The organism is Cognatiyoonia sediminum (genome assembly GCF_900129845.1).
GTDB lineage: Bacteria > Pseudomonadota > Alphaproteobacteria > Rhodobacterales > Rhodobacteraceae > Cognatiyoonia > Cognatiyoonia sediminum.
Genome location: NZ_FQXB01000005.1, coordinates 1 through 13,874, shown reverse-complemented (window position 1 = coordinate 13,874; position 13,874 = coordinate 1). Strand labels below are relative to the sequence as shown.

The following is a 13,874-nucleotide window of genomic DNA, read 5'->3' as shown; positions in this document are numbered from 1 at the left end:
CAAATGTCTTTCGGTAAGAATCTGCGGATCGATCCTGACCGGTTGTGGGATTGTCTTATGGAAATGGCTGAAATCGGCCCCGGCATCGCCGGTGGCAACAATCGCCAAACCCTCACTGATGATGACGCGAAAGGCCGCGCGGTTTTCCAGAAATGGTGCGAAGACGCGGGCATGACCATGGGTGTCGATACCATGGGCAATATGTTTGCAACGCGGGCGGGTGAAGATCCCGAGGCGCTGCCTGTTTACATGGGCTCCCATCTCGACACGCAGCCGACCGGTGGCAAATACGACGGTGTTTTAGGTGTGTTGGGCGGCCTTGAGGTCATCCGAACGATGAATGACCTCGGCCTCAAAACCAAACATCCCATCGTCCTGACCAACTGGACGAATGAAGAAGGCACACGTTTTGCACCCGCGATGTTGGCGTCTGGCGTTTTTGCCGGAAAACACGGTCAAGATTGGGCCTATGATCGCGTTGATGCGGATGGCAAGCGCTTTGGCGATGAGTTGCAGCGCATTGGCTGGGTTGGCGACGAAAAGGTTGGCGACCGAAAGATGCACGCAATGTTTGAGCTGCACATCGAACAAGGGCCCATCTTGGAGGCTGAGAACAAGGATGTAGGCGTCGTCACCCATGGCCAAGGGCTACGTTGGATCGAATGTACTGTGACCGGAAAGGAAAGCCATACCGGCTCTACCCCGATGTCCATGCGCAAGAATGCAGGTCGCGGTCTCGCCCTCGTCACAGAGCTCGTGCACGAAATCGCAATGAAGAACCAACCAAACGCCGTTGGGGCTATCGGGCACATCGATGTTTACCCGAACTCTCGCAATATCATCCCCGGCAAGGTTATCTTTACAGTCGATATGCGCACGCACTTGCTTGATAAACTCAACGGCATGGTCGCGGAATTTATGGAACGCGCGCCGAAACTTTGCGAAGAAATCGAAACAGAGTTCAGTTGTGAAATCGTTGGTCAATTCGACCCTCCCGCCTTCGATGAAGGTTGTGTCGGGGCCGTAAGAGAGGCCGCAGAAGAACTAGGTTATACGCACATGGATATTGTCTCGGGCGCCGGTCACGATGCTTGTTGGATCAATGACGTGGCTCCGACAGCCATGATTATGTGTCCTTGTGTTGATGGCCTAAGCCACAATGAAGCGGAAGAGATTTCCAAGGAATGGGCGCAAGCCGGCACCGATGTATTGCTACATGCCGTGCTGAAAACCGCCGAAATCGTCGAATAAGGACGGGGAGAAACACATGTCAAAAGTCATCAAAAACGGAACCGTTGTCACTGCCGACCTCAGCTACAAAGCCGACGTCCTTATCGAAAACGGTAGCATCGTAGAAATCGGCCCTGACCTGAAAGGCGACGAAACTCTAGATGCGACAGGGTGTTACGTGATGCCCGGCGGGATCGACCCGCATGTCCACCTCGAAATGCCGTTCATGGGCACCTATTCCAGCGACGATTTCGAAAGTGGGACGCGTGCCGGTCTGGCCGGTGGCACCACGATGGTCGTTGATTTCTGCCTGCCAAACCAAGGCGAAAGCCTGATGGATGCGATCAAGCGTTGGGACAATAAATCGACCCGCGCCAACTGCGACTATTCCTTCCACATGGCTGTGACGTGGTGGGGCGAACAGGTCTTCAACGACATGGAAACCGTCGTCAATCAGCGTGGCATCAACACATTCAAACACTTCCTCGCCTACAAAGGCGCGCTGATGGTGAATGATGACGAGCTTTTCGCCTCCTTCAAACGCCTGTCAGAACTCGGCGCAACAGCCATGGTGCACGCTGAGAACGGCGATGTCGTGGCCGAAATGACGGCCAAACTGCTAGCTGAAGGCAACACCGGCCCAGAGGCCCATGCCTATTCCCGCCCCAGCCAAGTTGAAGGCGAGGCGACGAACCGTGCGATCATGATCGCTGATATGGCAGGCGTGCCGCTCTATGTCGTGCACACCTCTTGCGAAGAGGCGCACGAAGCGATCCGCCGCGCCCGTCAGAACGGGAAACGCGTTTGGGGCGAACCGCTGATCCAGCACCTCACTTTGGATGAAAGTGAATACTTCCACGATGATTGGGATCACGCAGCACGCCGCGTGATGTCACCGCCGTTCCGCGATAAAAAGCACCAGGACAGCCTTTGGGCCGGTCTGATGTCGGGCAGCCTTAGCTGTGTGGCGACCGACCACTGCGCCTTTACGACAGAGCAGAAACGCTACGGAGTTGGTGACTTCTCAAAAATTCCAAACGGCACCGGCGGCCTAGAAGATCGCTTGCCAATGCTTTGGACCCATGGCGTTGGCACCGGTCGTCTGACTCCTAACGAATTTGTCGCCGTGACCTCCACAAACATCGCCAAAATCCTGAACTGCTACCCGAAGAAGGGCGCAGTTCTTGTTGGCGCGGACGCCGATTTGGTCGTCTGGGACCCGGAGAAAGAGAAAACAATCACTGCGGGCAGCCAGCAATCCGCCATCGACTACAACGTCTTTGAAGGCCACAAGGTCAAAGGCTTACCACGCTTCACACTGACCCGTGGACAAGTGGCGGTGCATGATGGCGAAATCCGCACGCAAGAAGGCCACGGTAAGTTCGTCGAACGTGCACCGAACGCGACCGTGAACAAAGCCCTGTCCCAATGGAAAGAGCTTACCGCGCCAACTCCAGTGCAACGAACCGGCATTCCAGCCACCGGTGTCTAAACGAAGAACTCTCGAACTGCTGCCAGAATGACATCAAGCCTCAAAATCTCGGCCAATGATCTGTCGTTGACGTTTCAAACCAACGACGGGCCGGTCCATGCGCTTAGCGACGTAAATCTCGACATCCATGAAGGGGATTTCGTCAGCTTCATCGGCCCGTCTGGCTGCGGGAAGACCACGTTTTTGCGCGTGATCGCGGATTTGGAACAGCCAACCGGTGGGTCGATCACAGTCAACGGTGTCTCTCCACAAGAGGCTCGACTCGCCCGCGCTTACGGCTACGTCTTCCAAGCTGCAGGCCTTTACCCGTGGCGCAACATCGGCGGGAATATCAAACTGCCGCTGGAAATCATGGGGTTTTCTAAATCCGAGCAGCAACAGCGCGTAACCCGCGTGCTTGAAATGGTCGATCTTGCTGGCTTTGAAAACAAATTCCCTTGGCAGCTCTCCGGTGGGATGCAGCAAAGGGCCTCGATCGCGCGGGCGCTGGCATTTGATGCCGATATTCTTCTGATGGATGAACCCTTTGGGGCGCTTGACGAAATCGTACGAGATCACCTCAACGAGCAGCTGCTCGAGCTTTGGGCGAAGACAAACAAAACCATCGGGTTTGTAACGCACTCGATCCCCGAGGCTGTGTTCCTTTCGACCAAAATTGTCGTGATGTCCCCGCGCCCAGGCCGCGTGACCGACGTGATCGACAGCCCGCTGCCGAAGGGAAGGCCACTGGAAATCCGTGACACGCCGGAATTCCTCGAAGTCGCCCAGCGCGTTCGCGAAGGGCTCAGAGCCGGGCACAGCTATGACTGACGTTTGCGCCCTTCCCGTCCCGAGTTTGACCCGGGATCTCCTCGTCTCTCCCGCGAGAGGCCCCGGCTCTAGGCCGAGGCGGGTGATGCGCAATGCGTAGCGTCTTTCCAGTCCTTACTGTTCTGGCCGTGATCGTTGGCCTGTGGTGGGCCGCCGTTGCCCCTATGAACATCCGCCCCGCCCTTGATATCGCTGAACGAAGCGGCGTTGCCGTCGTGCCCGAAGGATCAGTCACACGCCGCGATGTTTCCGTGTGGCGCTTGATGCTCGACAATCGCGAGTCTATCGCAATCGGGTATCAGCTGGACCGACCGCGTCTGCCCACACCCAGCCAAGTCGGCGAAGAGTTCTGGAAAACAACCGGTGAAATGGTCGCGAAAGGAAGAGCGTTTTCAAAGCGATCACTCCTCTACCACAGTTGGATTACTCTGCGATCAACATTCTGGGGTTTTCTGCTAGGTACGACATTTGGAATCCTAGGCGCGGTCGCAATCGTCTACAGCCGCGTCACCGACATGAGCCTGATGCCTTGGGCGATCGTCAGCCAAACGATCCCGATCGTGGCCCTCGCCCCGATGATCATTGTCCTGTCCAACCAAGTCGGCATTGACGGGCGCGGCGTGCCGAAAGCGATCATCTCTGCTTACCTCTGTTATTTCCCTGTTTTGGTGAGCATGGTCAAAGGTCTACGCTCCCCAACAGCATCAGAACTCGACCTTTTGAAAACCTACAACGCCAGCGGCGGACAGAGCTTTTGGAAGTTGCGCCTGCCCGCGAGCGTTCCCTACCTCTTCGCAGCGCTCAAAGTCGGCGTGGCTGCCGCGCTGGTGGGCACAATCGTCGGCGAATTGCCCACCGGGGCCATCAGTGGCCTCGGCGCGCGCATCCTTATTGGAGACCAATTCGGAACACCACTTGCGATCTGGTCCGCCCTCTTCGCGGCGGCCATCCTCGCCGGTATTCTGGTGACCCTGATTGACCTCATTCAACGCGCCGTTCTGCCGCGTATGGGGTTCCGGACATGAGTTGGTTTATCGCTTCCCTTGTCTTCTGGATTTGCGCGTGGCTCCTGAATATCCGCCTCGCGTCCTCTAAAGCATCCGACACACTCGCCGTGCGCATCATCGTTCCGCTGCTTTTCGGCATATCGATCCTCGTCCTATGGGAGGGGCTGGTACGCGGCTTCGAAGTCTCCCAAGTCATACTTCCGGCTCCCAGCCAAATTGGGGCCACCTTCGCGGGTTCATTGGAAACGCTTTGGGTCGACTTTCAGCAGACAGTCTTGAAAGGCGCCCTTCGAGGTTTTGCAATCGGGGCTGCTGCTGCCTTCTTCACAGCCATCCTAATAGATCGAAGCTCCTTCTTAACCCGTGGACTCCTCCCAATTGGAAATTTCGTCGCGGCGCTCCCTATTGTTGGTATCGCCCCAATCCTCGTCAACTGGTTCGGCTTTGATTGGCAATCCAAGGCAGCTGTGGTGGTGGTAATGGTCTTCTTCCCGATCCTTGTGAATACCGTCCAGGGGCTGCGCGAGGCGGACACCATGCAGCGCGACCTGATGCGCACCTATGCCGCTGGATACACACAAACACTGCTCAAACTGCGACTACCTGCAGCTATGCCATTCATCTTCAATGGGCTTAAGATAGCGACAACACTTGCCCTAATCGGCGCCATTGTTGCCGAATATTTCGGCTCTCCCATTCGCGGCATGGGCTTTCGCATCTCAACCGGGGTCGGCAGCCTTTCCATCGATTTGGTTTGGGCTGAGATTGCAGTCGCTGCCCTTGCTGGGTCCGCTTTCTATGGGATCGTGGCATTCATCGAAAAACGGGTGACCTTCTGGCACCCTTCACAAAGAGGTTGATCAGCAACCCGAACACCAAAACGACAAAACAACAGTAGAGGAAAACCAACATGAAAAAGGCTACAACAACACTTTGCGCATCGGCGCTTGCCATGATGGCAACCTCGGCGCTAGCCGCCGATGACGTCACACTTCAGCTGAAGTGGGTCACGCAAGCACAATTTGCGGGCTACTACGTCGCACTGGAAAACGGGTTCTATGAGGAAGAAGACCTCAACGTCACCATCTTGCCTGGCGGCCCAGACATCGCGCCGACACAGGTTCTTGCCGGTGGCGGTGCTGACGTGACCGTCGAATGGATGCCTGCTGCGCTCGCCGCACGCGAAAAAGGCCTTCCTATGGTCAATATCGCGCAGCCTTTTAAATCGTCCGGCATGATGCTGACCTGCCGCAAAGATGCAGGTGTTGAATCCACTGATGACCTCGCAGGCAAAACGCTGGGTGTTTGGTTCTTCGGCAACGAATTCCCATTTCTCAGCTGGATGTCACAACTGGGTCTGAGCACCGATGGTGGCGAAGACGGTGTTGAAGTTCTCAAGCAAGGCTTCAACGTTGATCCAATCCTGAACGGTCAGGCGGCTTGTGTCTCGACTATGACCTACAACGAATATTGGCAGGTGATTGACGCTGGTTTGACACCAGAAGAGCTGACTACCTTCAAATACGAAGATCAGGGCGTCGCAACGCTCGAGGATGGCCTTTACGCCCTGGAAGAAAACCTCGCTGATCCAGCGTTTGAAGACAAAATGGTCCGCTTTGTCCGCGCCTCTATGCGCGGCTGGAAATGGGCCGAAGAGAACCCAGATGACGCTGCTTTGATCGTGCTGGACTACGATGAAACCGGCGCGCAGACCGAGGGCCACCAAACCCGTATGATGGGCGAAATCGCCAAGCTGACAGCCGGTTCGAACGGCGCCTTGGACCCAGCGGACTACGAACGCACAGTAGCATCCCTTTTGGCAGGCGACTCTGATCCTGTGATTACCTCTGCGCCGGAAGGCGCATGGACACATGCAATCACAGATGCGGCGCTGAACTAGAGCCCGTTACAAAACAAAAAAGGCGGCGGTTCCTGATTGGAGCCGCCGCTTTTGTTTATCGCATCAAATAGTGTCGATCAGACGCCTTCAACGAACTTATAATCTCGCTCAGAGGCAGGCAGCCCATGGCTTAGAGCCTCTTGGTACTCCGGCCCGTCATAGAACGCCTGCGCTGTCTCCATATCGTCGAAACGGATCAACACGCAGCGGGCACGCGTTGTCCCTTCTTTGACAACGACCTCGCCACCTCTGGCCAAGAACTCCCCACCGTATTTTGTAACAGCTGGACCTGCCAACTCGGCATATTTTCCGTAAGCCTCAGGATCGGTGACATCAACTTGTACCACTGCATAAACCGCCATTTCGCGCGTCCTTCATTCTGTTTTGTTGGCCCTACTGTTGGTTGAATTTTGCAGGTTGTCCAGTCAACACTGACTTGATTTTGTCGGAATGAATGCTTCATTTTTCGCACCACCAATGAAGCAAACCGCCCCTATTGTCATAGCAGCGGTCTTGCACATCTGACCCAGCTTCAGTTGCGACAAAGCCAACTGCTGAAATGAGATCATCAGCCCGATTTACGGACACAAACGTACCTCCCGTCGCCTGAGGAATGCACCGAAGCGCATCCTCTTGATCGGGGCTCAGGGCAAATCCCACCAAATGGATCTCAAAGTCGATATTGATTTGATCAAGATGCTCCGCAAGCTCGCAAAGATCCCTGTGTTCTTGACAGCTTTCCTGCCCATCGGAGACAAGAATTATCTTTCCACCATCCTGCTCCAATAGCTTTCCAGCAATTTCGAGAGATTTTGCAATCGGAGTATGCCCAAACTCTCGTGTCTGAAGATTTGATACGCGGCCCCGAATATCATCGAGGACACTCTCCAGTGGCCTTGGCTTAACCATGACATCAACCCAGCATCCATCGTAGAAGGATATGAATCCAAAGGGCTGGCTAGGCTCACTCTGAACGGTTTCATTCAAAACGTTCATCACGGCCTGTTTTGCGGCACTCAGTCTCGTTCCACCGTCCAACTCCGTTGCCATTGAGACGGACGCATCCAAGATAACGACTGTCGATGCGTCGGCATAAGCCTTGGGCGAGCACACCAAGAAATAGACAAAACAAACGCCAAGAAGAGTGTTCACTTTGTGAAGCGCCATGACACTGCCCTTTGACCTTGCCGCCAGGTGACAGAACTCAAAATTGGCAGAAAAGAGTTAATGTTTCCCTTCAAAATCTGGCCGCTCAATCGAATAGTGTGAAATCGGTCCGTGTTTGACAATGCGGACAAAGAAAAGGGGGAAGCCGAGCAATGCCGGCTTCCCCATCAAACTCTCCGAAACTCTGAGCCGGTTAGCCGGCCAACACCTTAGCCTTTTGCGCTGCAAACTCTTCTTCCGTCAGCACGCCTTTTTCCTTCAGGCCCGCTAGGCGTTCCAACTCATCGGCGGGCGACGTGGTTGCAACCGAACGGATATAGTCCTTTTGTGCCGCTTCCATATCACTCATCGCCTGAGCGTTATGTTCCTGCATCTTGTCACCGCGGGCGATCACGTAGACCAGAACACCCAGCCACGGAATGATGATCACAAAGCCGATCCAGAGCGCCTTTGCAAAGCCACCTAGATCTTTTGACCGGAAAATATCGGCTACGACCGCGATCAGTACCCAGAACCAAGCAACCATAAGGAAGATCAAGAAGATCGACCAAATAAGATCAAAGAAACCCATGTTTTTATCCTTTCAATGTTCAGAAGACGCTTATGCGCCTAAGTATGTGAGACGACCCAATAGGCGGCCGACAATTTCACTAATTAGGGTTGATAACTTCTGCCTTTACGCGCTTGTTCGCTTCTCTAAAGCGTAACGCGAGCCAGAACAAAACGAATGCAAGTGACAGTGCGCAGAACGCGATCATCCAACTCAAGACAACGGGACCAACTCCCGGCCAAATGACCAACGCGAGACCGATTAGTAATCCGACGATACCGGCATTGCGCACCATTCCTCTTTCCGGTTCCTCTTTCGGGAGGCGGAACCAGACGTAGAGCGATCCAAGACCAGAGAGAAGCGCAAACGCACCCAGTAACCATGACGCGGTGCGCGCTGTTCCTTCAGGCCAAAGCAGAAAGACCAACCCAAGAGCAATTGTCAGGAGGCCGATCCCGAAAGCCGCCCCCTGACGGCCAAACCCAAAGAAAGCAAAGACACCATCTAAGATCAAAAGAAGTCCGAATAGCTGCAATAACAAAGAAATACTGTCGGTGGGCCAGAACAACGCAGCGATACCGACCACCGCTGCGAGGATACCGCGCACAAGAAAAGTCCACCATAAATTTGAAAGCCTTCCGCTTAGCGCTTCACCAAACTCGACAATCTCTGGGTCGAGAACTTCGGCTTCAGGTGTTTCAGAATTGCTCATGCTTTATGTCCCTTCGGCAAAAAAGACCTACCTAGCGGTTGGTGTTTAAAAGTGTTGGCTACAACTTCCACAAACTATGTTTCCCTTTAGGTTTGCAGTCAATAGATCGAAGTATCTTGATGGTTGAGTGATGCGGTCCGGCAATTCTGATGCGAGCGTGACGAGCCCACTCAAATTTGCCTAACCTCGAACGTCGGAAGCTCATTTGCCATCATGCGAAACAAGGGCTTAAGTTAAGGGTATGAGAAACCTTACCGCAGTCGTGGCTGATGACCATCAGTTGATCCGGGATGGACTGGTCAAGCTTTTGAATGCCTATCGAGGTATGGAAGTCGTCGGTGAAGCTGATAACGGTATCTCTGCGGTAACGCTCGCCAAGACACATAAACCCGATTTAATGACGTTGGATATTGCGATGCCCCACGCGCAGGGCATCGCGGTTTACACAGAAGTGCGCCGCTGGTCGCCTGACACCAAAATTGCCGTTTTTTCGGGAATTACCTCAGTTGCTCTCATGCGAGATTTGTATGCTGCCGGCGCCCATGGGATGTTCACTAAACGCAGTGACATATCCGAGTTTGAACAGTCGATTCCGATCCTTCTAAAAGGCGGACGTGTCATTTCAGCGGACGCTGCAGCTATGATTGATGCAGCAACCGAAACCACTTCTCTGTCAGCACGTGAACAACAGATCTTGAGTCTGATCGCAAATGGACAAACGACCAAAACGATTGCAAAGACCCTTGGGCTTAGCCCCAAAACTGTCGAGAACCATCGCTCAAACATCATGTCAAAACTGGAAGTAGGTTCGATGGCTGAGCTGCTTGCCTACGCGTTACGTGAAGGTCTTTTGGATTCGCAAAACCAGCTCTAATCCTGAAAACCGGCTTCAATTAGGGAGTTTCCCCTATGTTTTGACAGGTGCCCCTACGGCAACTTCCTTCGCACATTGAAAAGAATCTGCGTTGGAGGGGAAGCGATGACGCGTATTGCAACAAAATTAACTACAACAGGCCTCGGCCTCATTGCTGTCCTTGGCCTCAGTGCATGTGGCGGTTCCAGCATGAGCCCAACAACGGGGCCAGGAGCCGGACCAGGTACAGGTCCGGGCGGAAACCCTGCGTTAGAGCCTAACGTCGGCGACGCAACAGAAGTTCAAGCGATCCGAGACTCGATTAACGAGGGCCTTGGTTTCCGTGAGAATGATAACCTTTTCGGCCCGCGGAACGGTGACGCCGTCTATAGCGGGCAGTGGATCACCGGATTGGAGATCGAAAACCAACCAGAAGTGAATGCATTGGTTGGCGAAGTCAGGATGTTGGTCGATATCGGCGGCGGAAGAAATCCCGTGAGCGGCGAAATCTCCAACTTGAACACACTGCAAAACAACAGAGCGATCGAGTTACTTACAGGTGACCTCGACATCAGTGGCAACATTGGCGGCATCAATCGTCGTTTTGATAGCGGAGCCGAGTTCCTAGGCACAGTCTCTGGCTACTTCGGCGGCGACACGCTAGAAAACCTGCAAATCAATGCGGATGTGTCCGGTGGATGGAGAGATAGCATCGTCGGCGGCGATCCCGGCAATGTCATCGCCGGTCGAACAACAGGAACCGCGAACGGTACCCCCGGCCTTGGCCTCGTCGACATTACAAACGGCCAATTTCGCGCAGACCGAGATTCAGGCACCTAAAGGGTGCTCTGAGAAATAACGGGCTTCTCCAAGTTTCTTGGCCCGCGCTCAAAACAAAGACCTCTCGCCAAATTCCTCATTTTGCGAGGGGTCATCTCTGAACATAGATTTGATCTCAGCCGCGACAGTTTGGGGATGCTGATATAGCGCACAGATTTAGTTATTAGATTACGCGACGAAGTGCCAACACGAGATCAGTTCTAGAATACGAGTTGTTGCCGCAAAAACCCCCAGCAAACATGTCAATCCTACATCGATCCCGAGACAATAGCGGCAACATGTAATCTCCACCTAATTCAATCCGACAGGAACTTAAGCTCCCCAGGTATCGCTCAACCGATATCCGTTTGGCCAAGGGTCGGTAGGATCAAGCATGTGTTGGTGCGTTGCCGTCAACCAAGCGCGACCGCTGATTTCTGGGATGATCGCGCTACGCCCTTCTACCTCAGTTGCACCAACGATTCGGCCAGTAAAGCGTGAACCAATAATCGACACGGCCTCAAATTTCTGGCCACTTTGCATCCTTCCTTCTGCCGCCAAAACAGCCATGCGGGCTGATACTGCTGTTCCCGTTGGAGAGCGATCAACCTTACCGGGTTGAATTGCCACCGCCGACTTTGCTCGTAGCCCGGTTTCGGTCTCTTCTATCGGTCCGCAGAACGCACAAAAGGATATGTGGTCCCAGTGTGTGTTTTCAGGATGCGTGAACCCCAGCTGAGCGTTGGCAGCGTTAGTTATCTTAACTCCGAGTTGGGCGATGTCTTTGGCCTCCCCCGCAACGATCTCAAAGCCCAAGGCCGCCGCATCAACCAAGACAAAGCTGTCCCCGCCATAGGCCGTATCGACGGTCAAAGTGCCCAAACCAGGAACCTCTAAAGGGACTCTAAGTTTATTGGCAAAGCTAGGGAGGTTCTGAACAAAGATCCGCTTAGCTTTTCCATTTTCACATTCAGCGCGAACCTTCACCAAACCTCCGGGCGCTTCCAGCACCAGTTCCGAAACAGGTTCTTTCATTTCCACCAAACCGGTGTCGAGTAGTACTGTCGCGACGCAGATTGAGTTCGATCCCGACATCGGCGGCGTGTCTTCAGGTTCCATAATAATGAAAGCGGCATCGGCTTGTGGATTTTTGGGTGGTACCAAAAGGTTCACGTGTCGAAACACGCCTCCGCGTGGTTCATTCAGAACAAACTGCCGAAGTAAGTCGTCCTTGGAGATAAAACTTCGTTGCGCCCAAAGAGTATCGCCTGGCGGTGGCGCGACACCACCCACAATAACGTCGCCGACCTCCCCCTCTGCGTGGGCAGAGACAACATGAATGATTTTCGAGCTTAGCATGCAATGAACCAAATCTCTTACGAGGAGTCATAGCAAGCAATTTAGTATCCGATTTTGATTTCTAGGAAATGTATCCCAACCCAAAACCCTAAGAGAATGTCTCCCGCAAAACATTCTTTTGTACTTTGCCCATCGTATTCCGAGGCAGTTCTTCAAGCGTCACGTATCTCCGCGGGTGCTTAAACCGCGCCAAATCGCGAGCGACAACTTTTTCGACAACGCTTTCATCGACAGTCGCTCCACTTTCAGTAACAATCGCGGCTACAACGCTTTCTCCAAAATCTGGATGAGGGATGCCGAAAACCGCAGTTTCTAAAATACCGTCGCAGTTATTGAGCACATCTTCGATCTCTTTTGGATAAATGTTGTACCCACCAGAAATAATCAGGTCTTTGGCACGACCTACAATTGTAACACGCCCGTCTGAGCCCAACATGGCAAGATCACCTGTGATAAAGAACCCGTCATCTCTAAATTCCTCGGCCGTTTTCTCAGGCATGTTCCAGTAGCCATGGAAAACATTGTCTCCCCGCACTTCGATAACGCCGATCTCTCCAGAGCCGACAGCTACGGCAGTTTCCGCGTTTACGACTTTGACTTCGACCCCTGGTAAAGCGTACCCCACCGTTCCGGCGATCCTCTCGCCGTCATAAGGGTTTGACGTGATCATATTGGTCTCTGTCATGCCATAGCGCTCAAGGATACGGTGACCGGTTTTCTCTTCAAACTCTAGATGTGTTTCGGCCAAGAGTGGCGCAGAGCCGGAAATGAACAAACGCATGCTTTGGGTTAGATCGCTCTTGAAACGGTCATCGTTGAGAAGTCGTGTGTAGAAAGTCGGCACACCCATCATCAAAGTGGACTTGGGCAGTTCACTTAGGATCTCATCGACCGAGAAGGACTCGATTAATCGAACTGCCGCACCGGCAAGTAGGCTCGTATTCATCGCAACGAATAAACCATGGGTATGAAAAATCGGAAGTGAATGGATCAGCCGATCATCGCTGGTAATTTGCCAAAGGTCCGTGAGCGCCTGCGCGTTCGATAGCAAGTTCTTATGCGACATCATCGCACCTTTCGACCGTCCGGTCGTACCAGATGTGTAGAGCAGGCCAGCCAAATCGTCTGGATTTCGATGGACAGTTTCAAAGTACCGTGACTTTGTGTCAGCTGCTGAACTAAGTGACCCGCCAGACTGCGAGAGCGTCAAGAACTTGGCGCCGATGCCTTCAGCGATTGAAGCAAGGTCACCTGAGCCTTCCGCGTCGCCGACGATCAATTTCGGAGCGGCGTCCTCTGCAAAATATGACACTTCTGAGGTCGTATAGGCAGTGTTCAGAGGCAGGTATGCGGCACCTGCTTGAACCGTGCCGGCATAAAGAGCCAGAGTATCCGCTAACTTTTGCGCTTGAACCAAAACCCGATCGCCGGGCCCTACCTCGCAATCAACAAGCACGTGAGCAATTTGAGCGGCTCTCTCGACGAATTTCGCAAACGAAACCTCAGTCCCATCATCGCAAATCAGGAAGGTGTTATGATTCTCCTCATGAATACCAAACAGCGCATCATAGAGCGTATTCGTCATGCGACTTTCCCTCGGTCGAGTGTTTCTATCGGCATCATTGAAAGATCCTCGATACGTTTTGAGGCCATCACCTGCCCTCGAATAGCGTAGTTTTCATGGTTCTGTTCGGTACGGGACAAATCATACAGGTAATTGACCATCCCCCCTGATCAGCCCCACCTAATTGGTCCAGTTTGAATGCTAGTGCATTATTGGCCTGGGTTCCATCGGGACGATGGTTTCCGGGGCCGGTGGGCGGTAACCCAAGGCACTGTGTGGTCGTTTCGTGTTGTAGTGTTTCCTCCATTTTTCGATTAGGATTTGCGCCTCCCTGAGCGAGTAGAAAACCTCGCCGTTAAGCAGCTCGTCCCGAAGCCGTGCATTGAAGCTTTCGCAATATCCGTTTTCCCA

Annotated in this window: 15 protein-coding genes; 8 read left to right on the top strand and 7 right to left on the bottom strand. The window is 53.5% G+C overall.

Annotated elements, in window-relative coordinates:
* Positions 1-3: 3 nt before the first annotated feature.
* From BUA85_RS13390 to BUA85_RS13365, 6 genes are all read left to right on the top strand, one after another.
* Positions 4-1,251, top strand: coding sequence for a Zn-dependent hydrolase (locus BUA85_RS13390; protein WP_072901958.1), 1,248 nt, complete (start codon positions 4-6; stop codon positions 1,249-1,251).
* 16 nt (positions 1,252-1,267) lie between these two features.
* Positions 1,268-2,722: a dihydropyrimidinase gene (gene hydA, locus BUA85_RS13385; RefSeq protein WP_072901956.1), complete on the top strand. Its 1,455-nt coding sequence runs from the start codon at positions 1,268-1,270 to the stop codon at positions 2,720-2,722.
* 27 nt (positions 2,723-2,749) lie between these two features.
* Entirely contained in the window at positions 2,750-3,532 is a 783-nt protein-coding gene (locus BUA85_RS13380) for an ABC transporter ATP-binding protein (protein ID WP_072901954.1), read from the top strand.
* A gap of 92 nt (positions 3,533-3,624) precedes the next feature.
* Entirely contained in the window at positions 3,625-4,557 is a 933-nt protein-coding gene (locus BUA85_RS13375; RefSeq protein WP_072901952.1) for an ABC transporter permease, read from the top strand.
* Entirely contained in the window at positions 4,554-5,399 is an 846-nt protein-coding gene (locus BUA85_RS13370; RefSeq protein ID WP_072901950.1) for an ABC transporter permease, read from the top strand. The genes BUA85_RS13375 and BUA85_RS13370 overlap by 4 nt, the downstream gene beginning before the upstream one ends.
* Positions 5,400-5,449: 50 nt before the next feature.
* The gene (locus tag BUA85_RS13365) at positions 5,450-6,439 is read left to right on the top strand and encodes an ABC transporter substrate-binding protein (RefSeq protein WP_072901948.1); all 990 of its coding nucleotides are present in this window, start codon (positions 5,450-5,452) and stop codon (positions 6,437-6,439) included.
* Positions 6,440-6,516: 77 nt separating this feature from the next.
* Here BUA85_RS13365 and BUA85_RS13360 read toward each other — a convergent pair whose 3' ends face one another.
* The 4 genes from BUA85_RS13360 to BUA85_RS13345 form a co-directional block, all read right to left on the bottom strand.
* Entirely contained in the window at positions 6,517-6,801 is a 285-nt protein-coding gene (locus tag BUA85_RS13360; RefSeq protein ID WP_072901946.1) for a DUF1330 domain-containing protein, read from the bottom strand.
* Positions 6,802-6,898: 97 nt separating this feature from the next.
* Positions 6,899-7,606, bottom strand: coding sequence for a vWA domain-containing protein (locus BUA85_RS13355; protein ID WP_072901944.1), 708 nt, complete (start codon positions 7,604-7,606; stop codon positions 6,899-6,901).
* 193 nt (positions 7,607-7,799) lie between these two features.
* On the bottom strand, positions 7,800-8,177 hold the full coding sequence (locus BUA85_RS13350) for an SHOCT domain-containing protein (RefSeq protein ID WP_072901942.1): 378 nt from the start codon (positions 8,175-8,177) through the stop codon (positions 7,800-7,802).
* A 79-nt stretch (positions 8,178-8,256) separates the two neighbouring features.
* Complete coding sequence (locus tag BUA85_RS13345; RefSeq protein ID WP_072901939.1) at positions 8,257-8,868, bottom strand: HdeD family acid-resistance protein; 612 nt, start codon at positions 8,866-8,868, stop codon at positions 8,257-8,259.
* Positions 8,869-9,109: 241 nt separating this feature from the next.
* On the opposite strand from BUA85_RS13345, the gene BUA85_RS13340 reads away from it, so the two are divergent.
* Together BUA85_RS13340 and BUA85_RS13335 are read left to right on the top strand one after the other, a co-directional pair.
* Positions 9,110-9,742, top strand: coding sequence for a response regulator (locus BUA85_RS13340; protein ID WP_072901938.1), 633 nt, complete (start codon positions 9,110-9,112; stop codon positions 9,740-9,742).
* Between the two features lie 105 nt (positions 9,743-9,847).
* Positions 9,848-10,561 carry a hypothetical protein gene (locus BUA85_RS13335; protein ID WP_072901936.1) on the top strand — a complete coding sequence of 238 codons (714 nt, stop codon included), beginning with the start codon at positions 9,848-9,850 and terminating at the stop codon, positions 10,559-10,561.
* Between the two features lie 312 nt (positions 10,562-10,873).
* On the opposite strand, the gene BUA85_RS13330 is transcribed toward BUA85_RS13335, so the two are convergent.
* From BUA85_RS13330 to BUA85_RS13320, 3 genes are all read right to left on the bottom strand, one after another.
* Entirely contained in the window at positions 10,874-11,899 is a 1,026-nt protein-coding gene (locus BUA85_RS13330) for a trans-3-hydroxy-L-proline dehydratase (RefSeq protein ID WP_072901934.1), read from the bottom strand.
* 88 nt (positions 11,900-11,987) lie between these two features.
* Positions 11,988-13,484 (bottom strand): AMP-binding protein, encoded by a 1,497-nt coding sequence (locus tag BUA85_RS13325; protein ID WP_072901932.1) that lies wholly within the window; start codon positions 13,482-13,484, stop codon positions 11,988-11,990.
* Between the two features lie 180 nt (positions 13,485-13,664).
* Positions 13,665-13,874: integrase core domain-containing protein (locus tag BUA85_RS13320; RefSeq protein WP_131802817.1), on the bottom strand; the 210-nt coding region annotated here is incomplete at its 5' end.

What these genes read in the sequence shown, in the direction of transcription:
- BUA85_RS13350 (WP_072901942.1), bottom strand. Translation starts at nt 8,177, where the DNA reads ATGGGTTTCTTTGATCTTATTTGGTCGATCTTCTTGATCTTCCTTATG.
- BUA85_RS13370 (WP_072901950.1), top strand. Translation starts at nt 4,554, where the DNA reads ATGAGTTGGTTTATCGCTTCCCTTGTCTTCTGGATTTGCGCGTGGCTC.
- BUA85_RS13330 (WP_072901934.1), bottom strand. Translation starts at nt 11,899, where the DNA reads ATGCTAAGCTCGAAAATCATTCATGTTGTCTCTGCCCACGCAGAGGGG.
- BUA85_RS13360 (WP_072901946.1), bottom strand. Translation starts at nt 6,801, where the DNA reads ATGGCGGTTTATGCAGTGGTACAAGTTGATGTCACCGATCCTGAGGCT.
- BUA85_RS13325 (WP_072901932.1), bottom strand. Translation starts at nt 13,484, where the DNA reads ATGACGAATACGCTCTATGATGCGCTGTTTGGTATTCATGAGGAGAAT.
- BUA85_RS13335 (WP_072901936.1), top strand. Translation starts at nt 9,848, where the DNA reads ATGACGCGTATTGCAACAAAATTAACTACAACAGGCCTCGGCCTCATT.
- BUA85_RS13355 (WP_072901944.1), bottom strand. Translation starts at nt 7,606, where the DNA reads ATGGCGCTTCACAAAGTGAACACTCTTCTTGGCGTTTGTTTTGTCTAT.
- BUA85_RS13345 (WP_072901939.1), bottom strand. Translation starts at nt 8,868, where the DNA reads ATGAGCAATTCTGAAACACCTGAAGCCGAAGTTCTCGACCCAGAGATT.
- hydA (WP_072901956.1), top strand. Translation starts at nt 1,268, where the DNA reads ATGTCAAAAGTCATCAAAAACGGAACCGTTGTCACTGCCGACCTCAGC.
- BUA85_RS13380 (WP_072901954.1), top strand. Translation starts at nt 2,750, where the DNA reads ATGACATCAAGCCTCAAAATCTCGGCCAATGATCTGTCGTTGACGTTT.
- BUA85_RS13365 (WP_072901948.1), top strand. Translation starts at nt 5,450, where the DNA reads ATGAAAAAGGCTACAACAACACTTTGCGCATCGGCGCTTGCCATGATG.
- BUA85_RS13375 (WP_072901952.1), top strand. Translation starts at nt 3,625, where the DNA reads ATGCGTAGCGTCTTTCCAGTCCTTACTGTTCTGGCCGTGATCGTTGGC.
- BUA85_RS13390 (WP_072901958.1), top strand. Translation starts at nt 4, where the DNA reads ATGTCTTTCGGTAAGAATCTGCGGATCGATCCTGACCGGTTGTGGGAT.
- BUA85_RS13340 (WP_072901938.1), top strand. Translation starts at nt 9,110, where the DNA reads ATGAGAAACCTTACCGCAGTCGTGGCTGATGACCATCAGTTGATCCGG.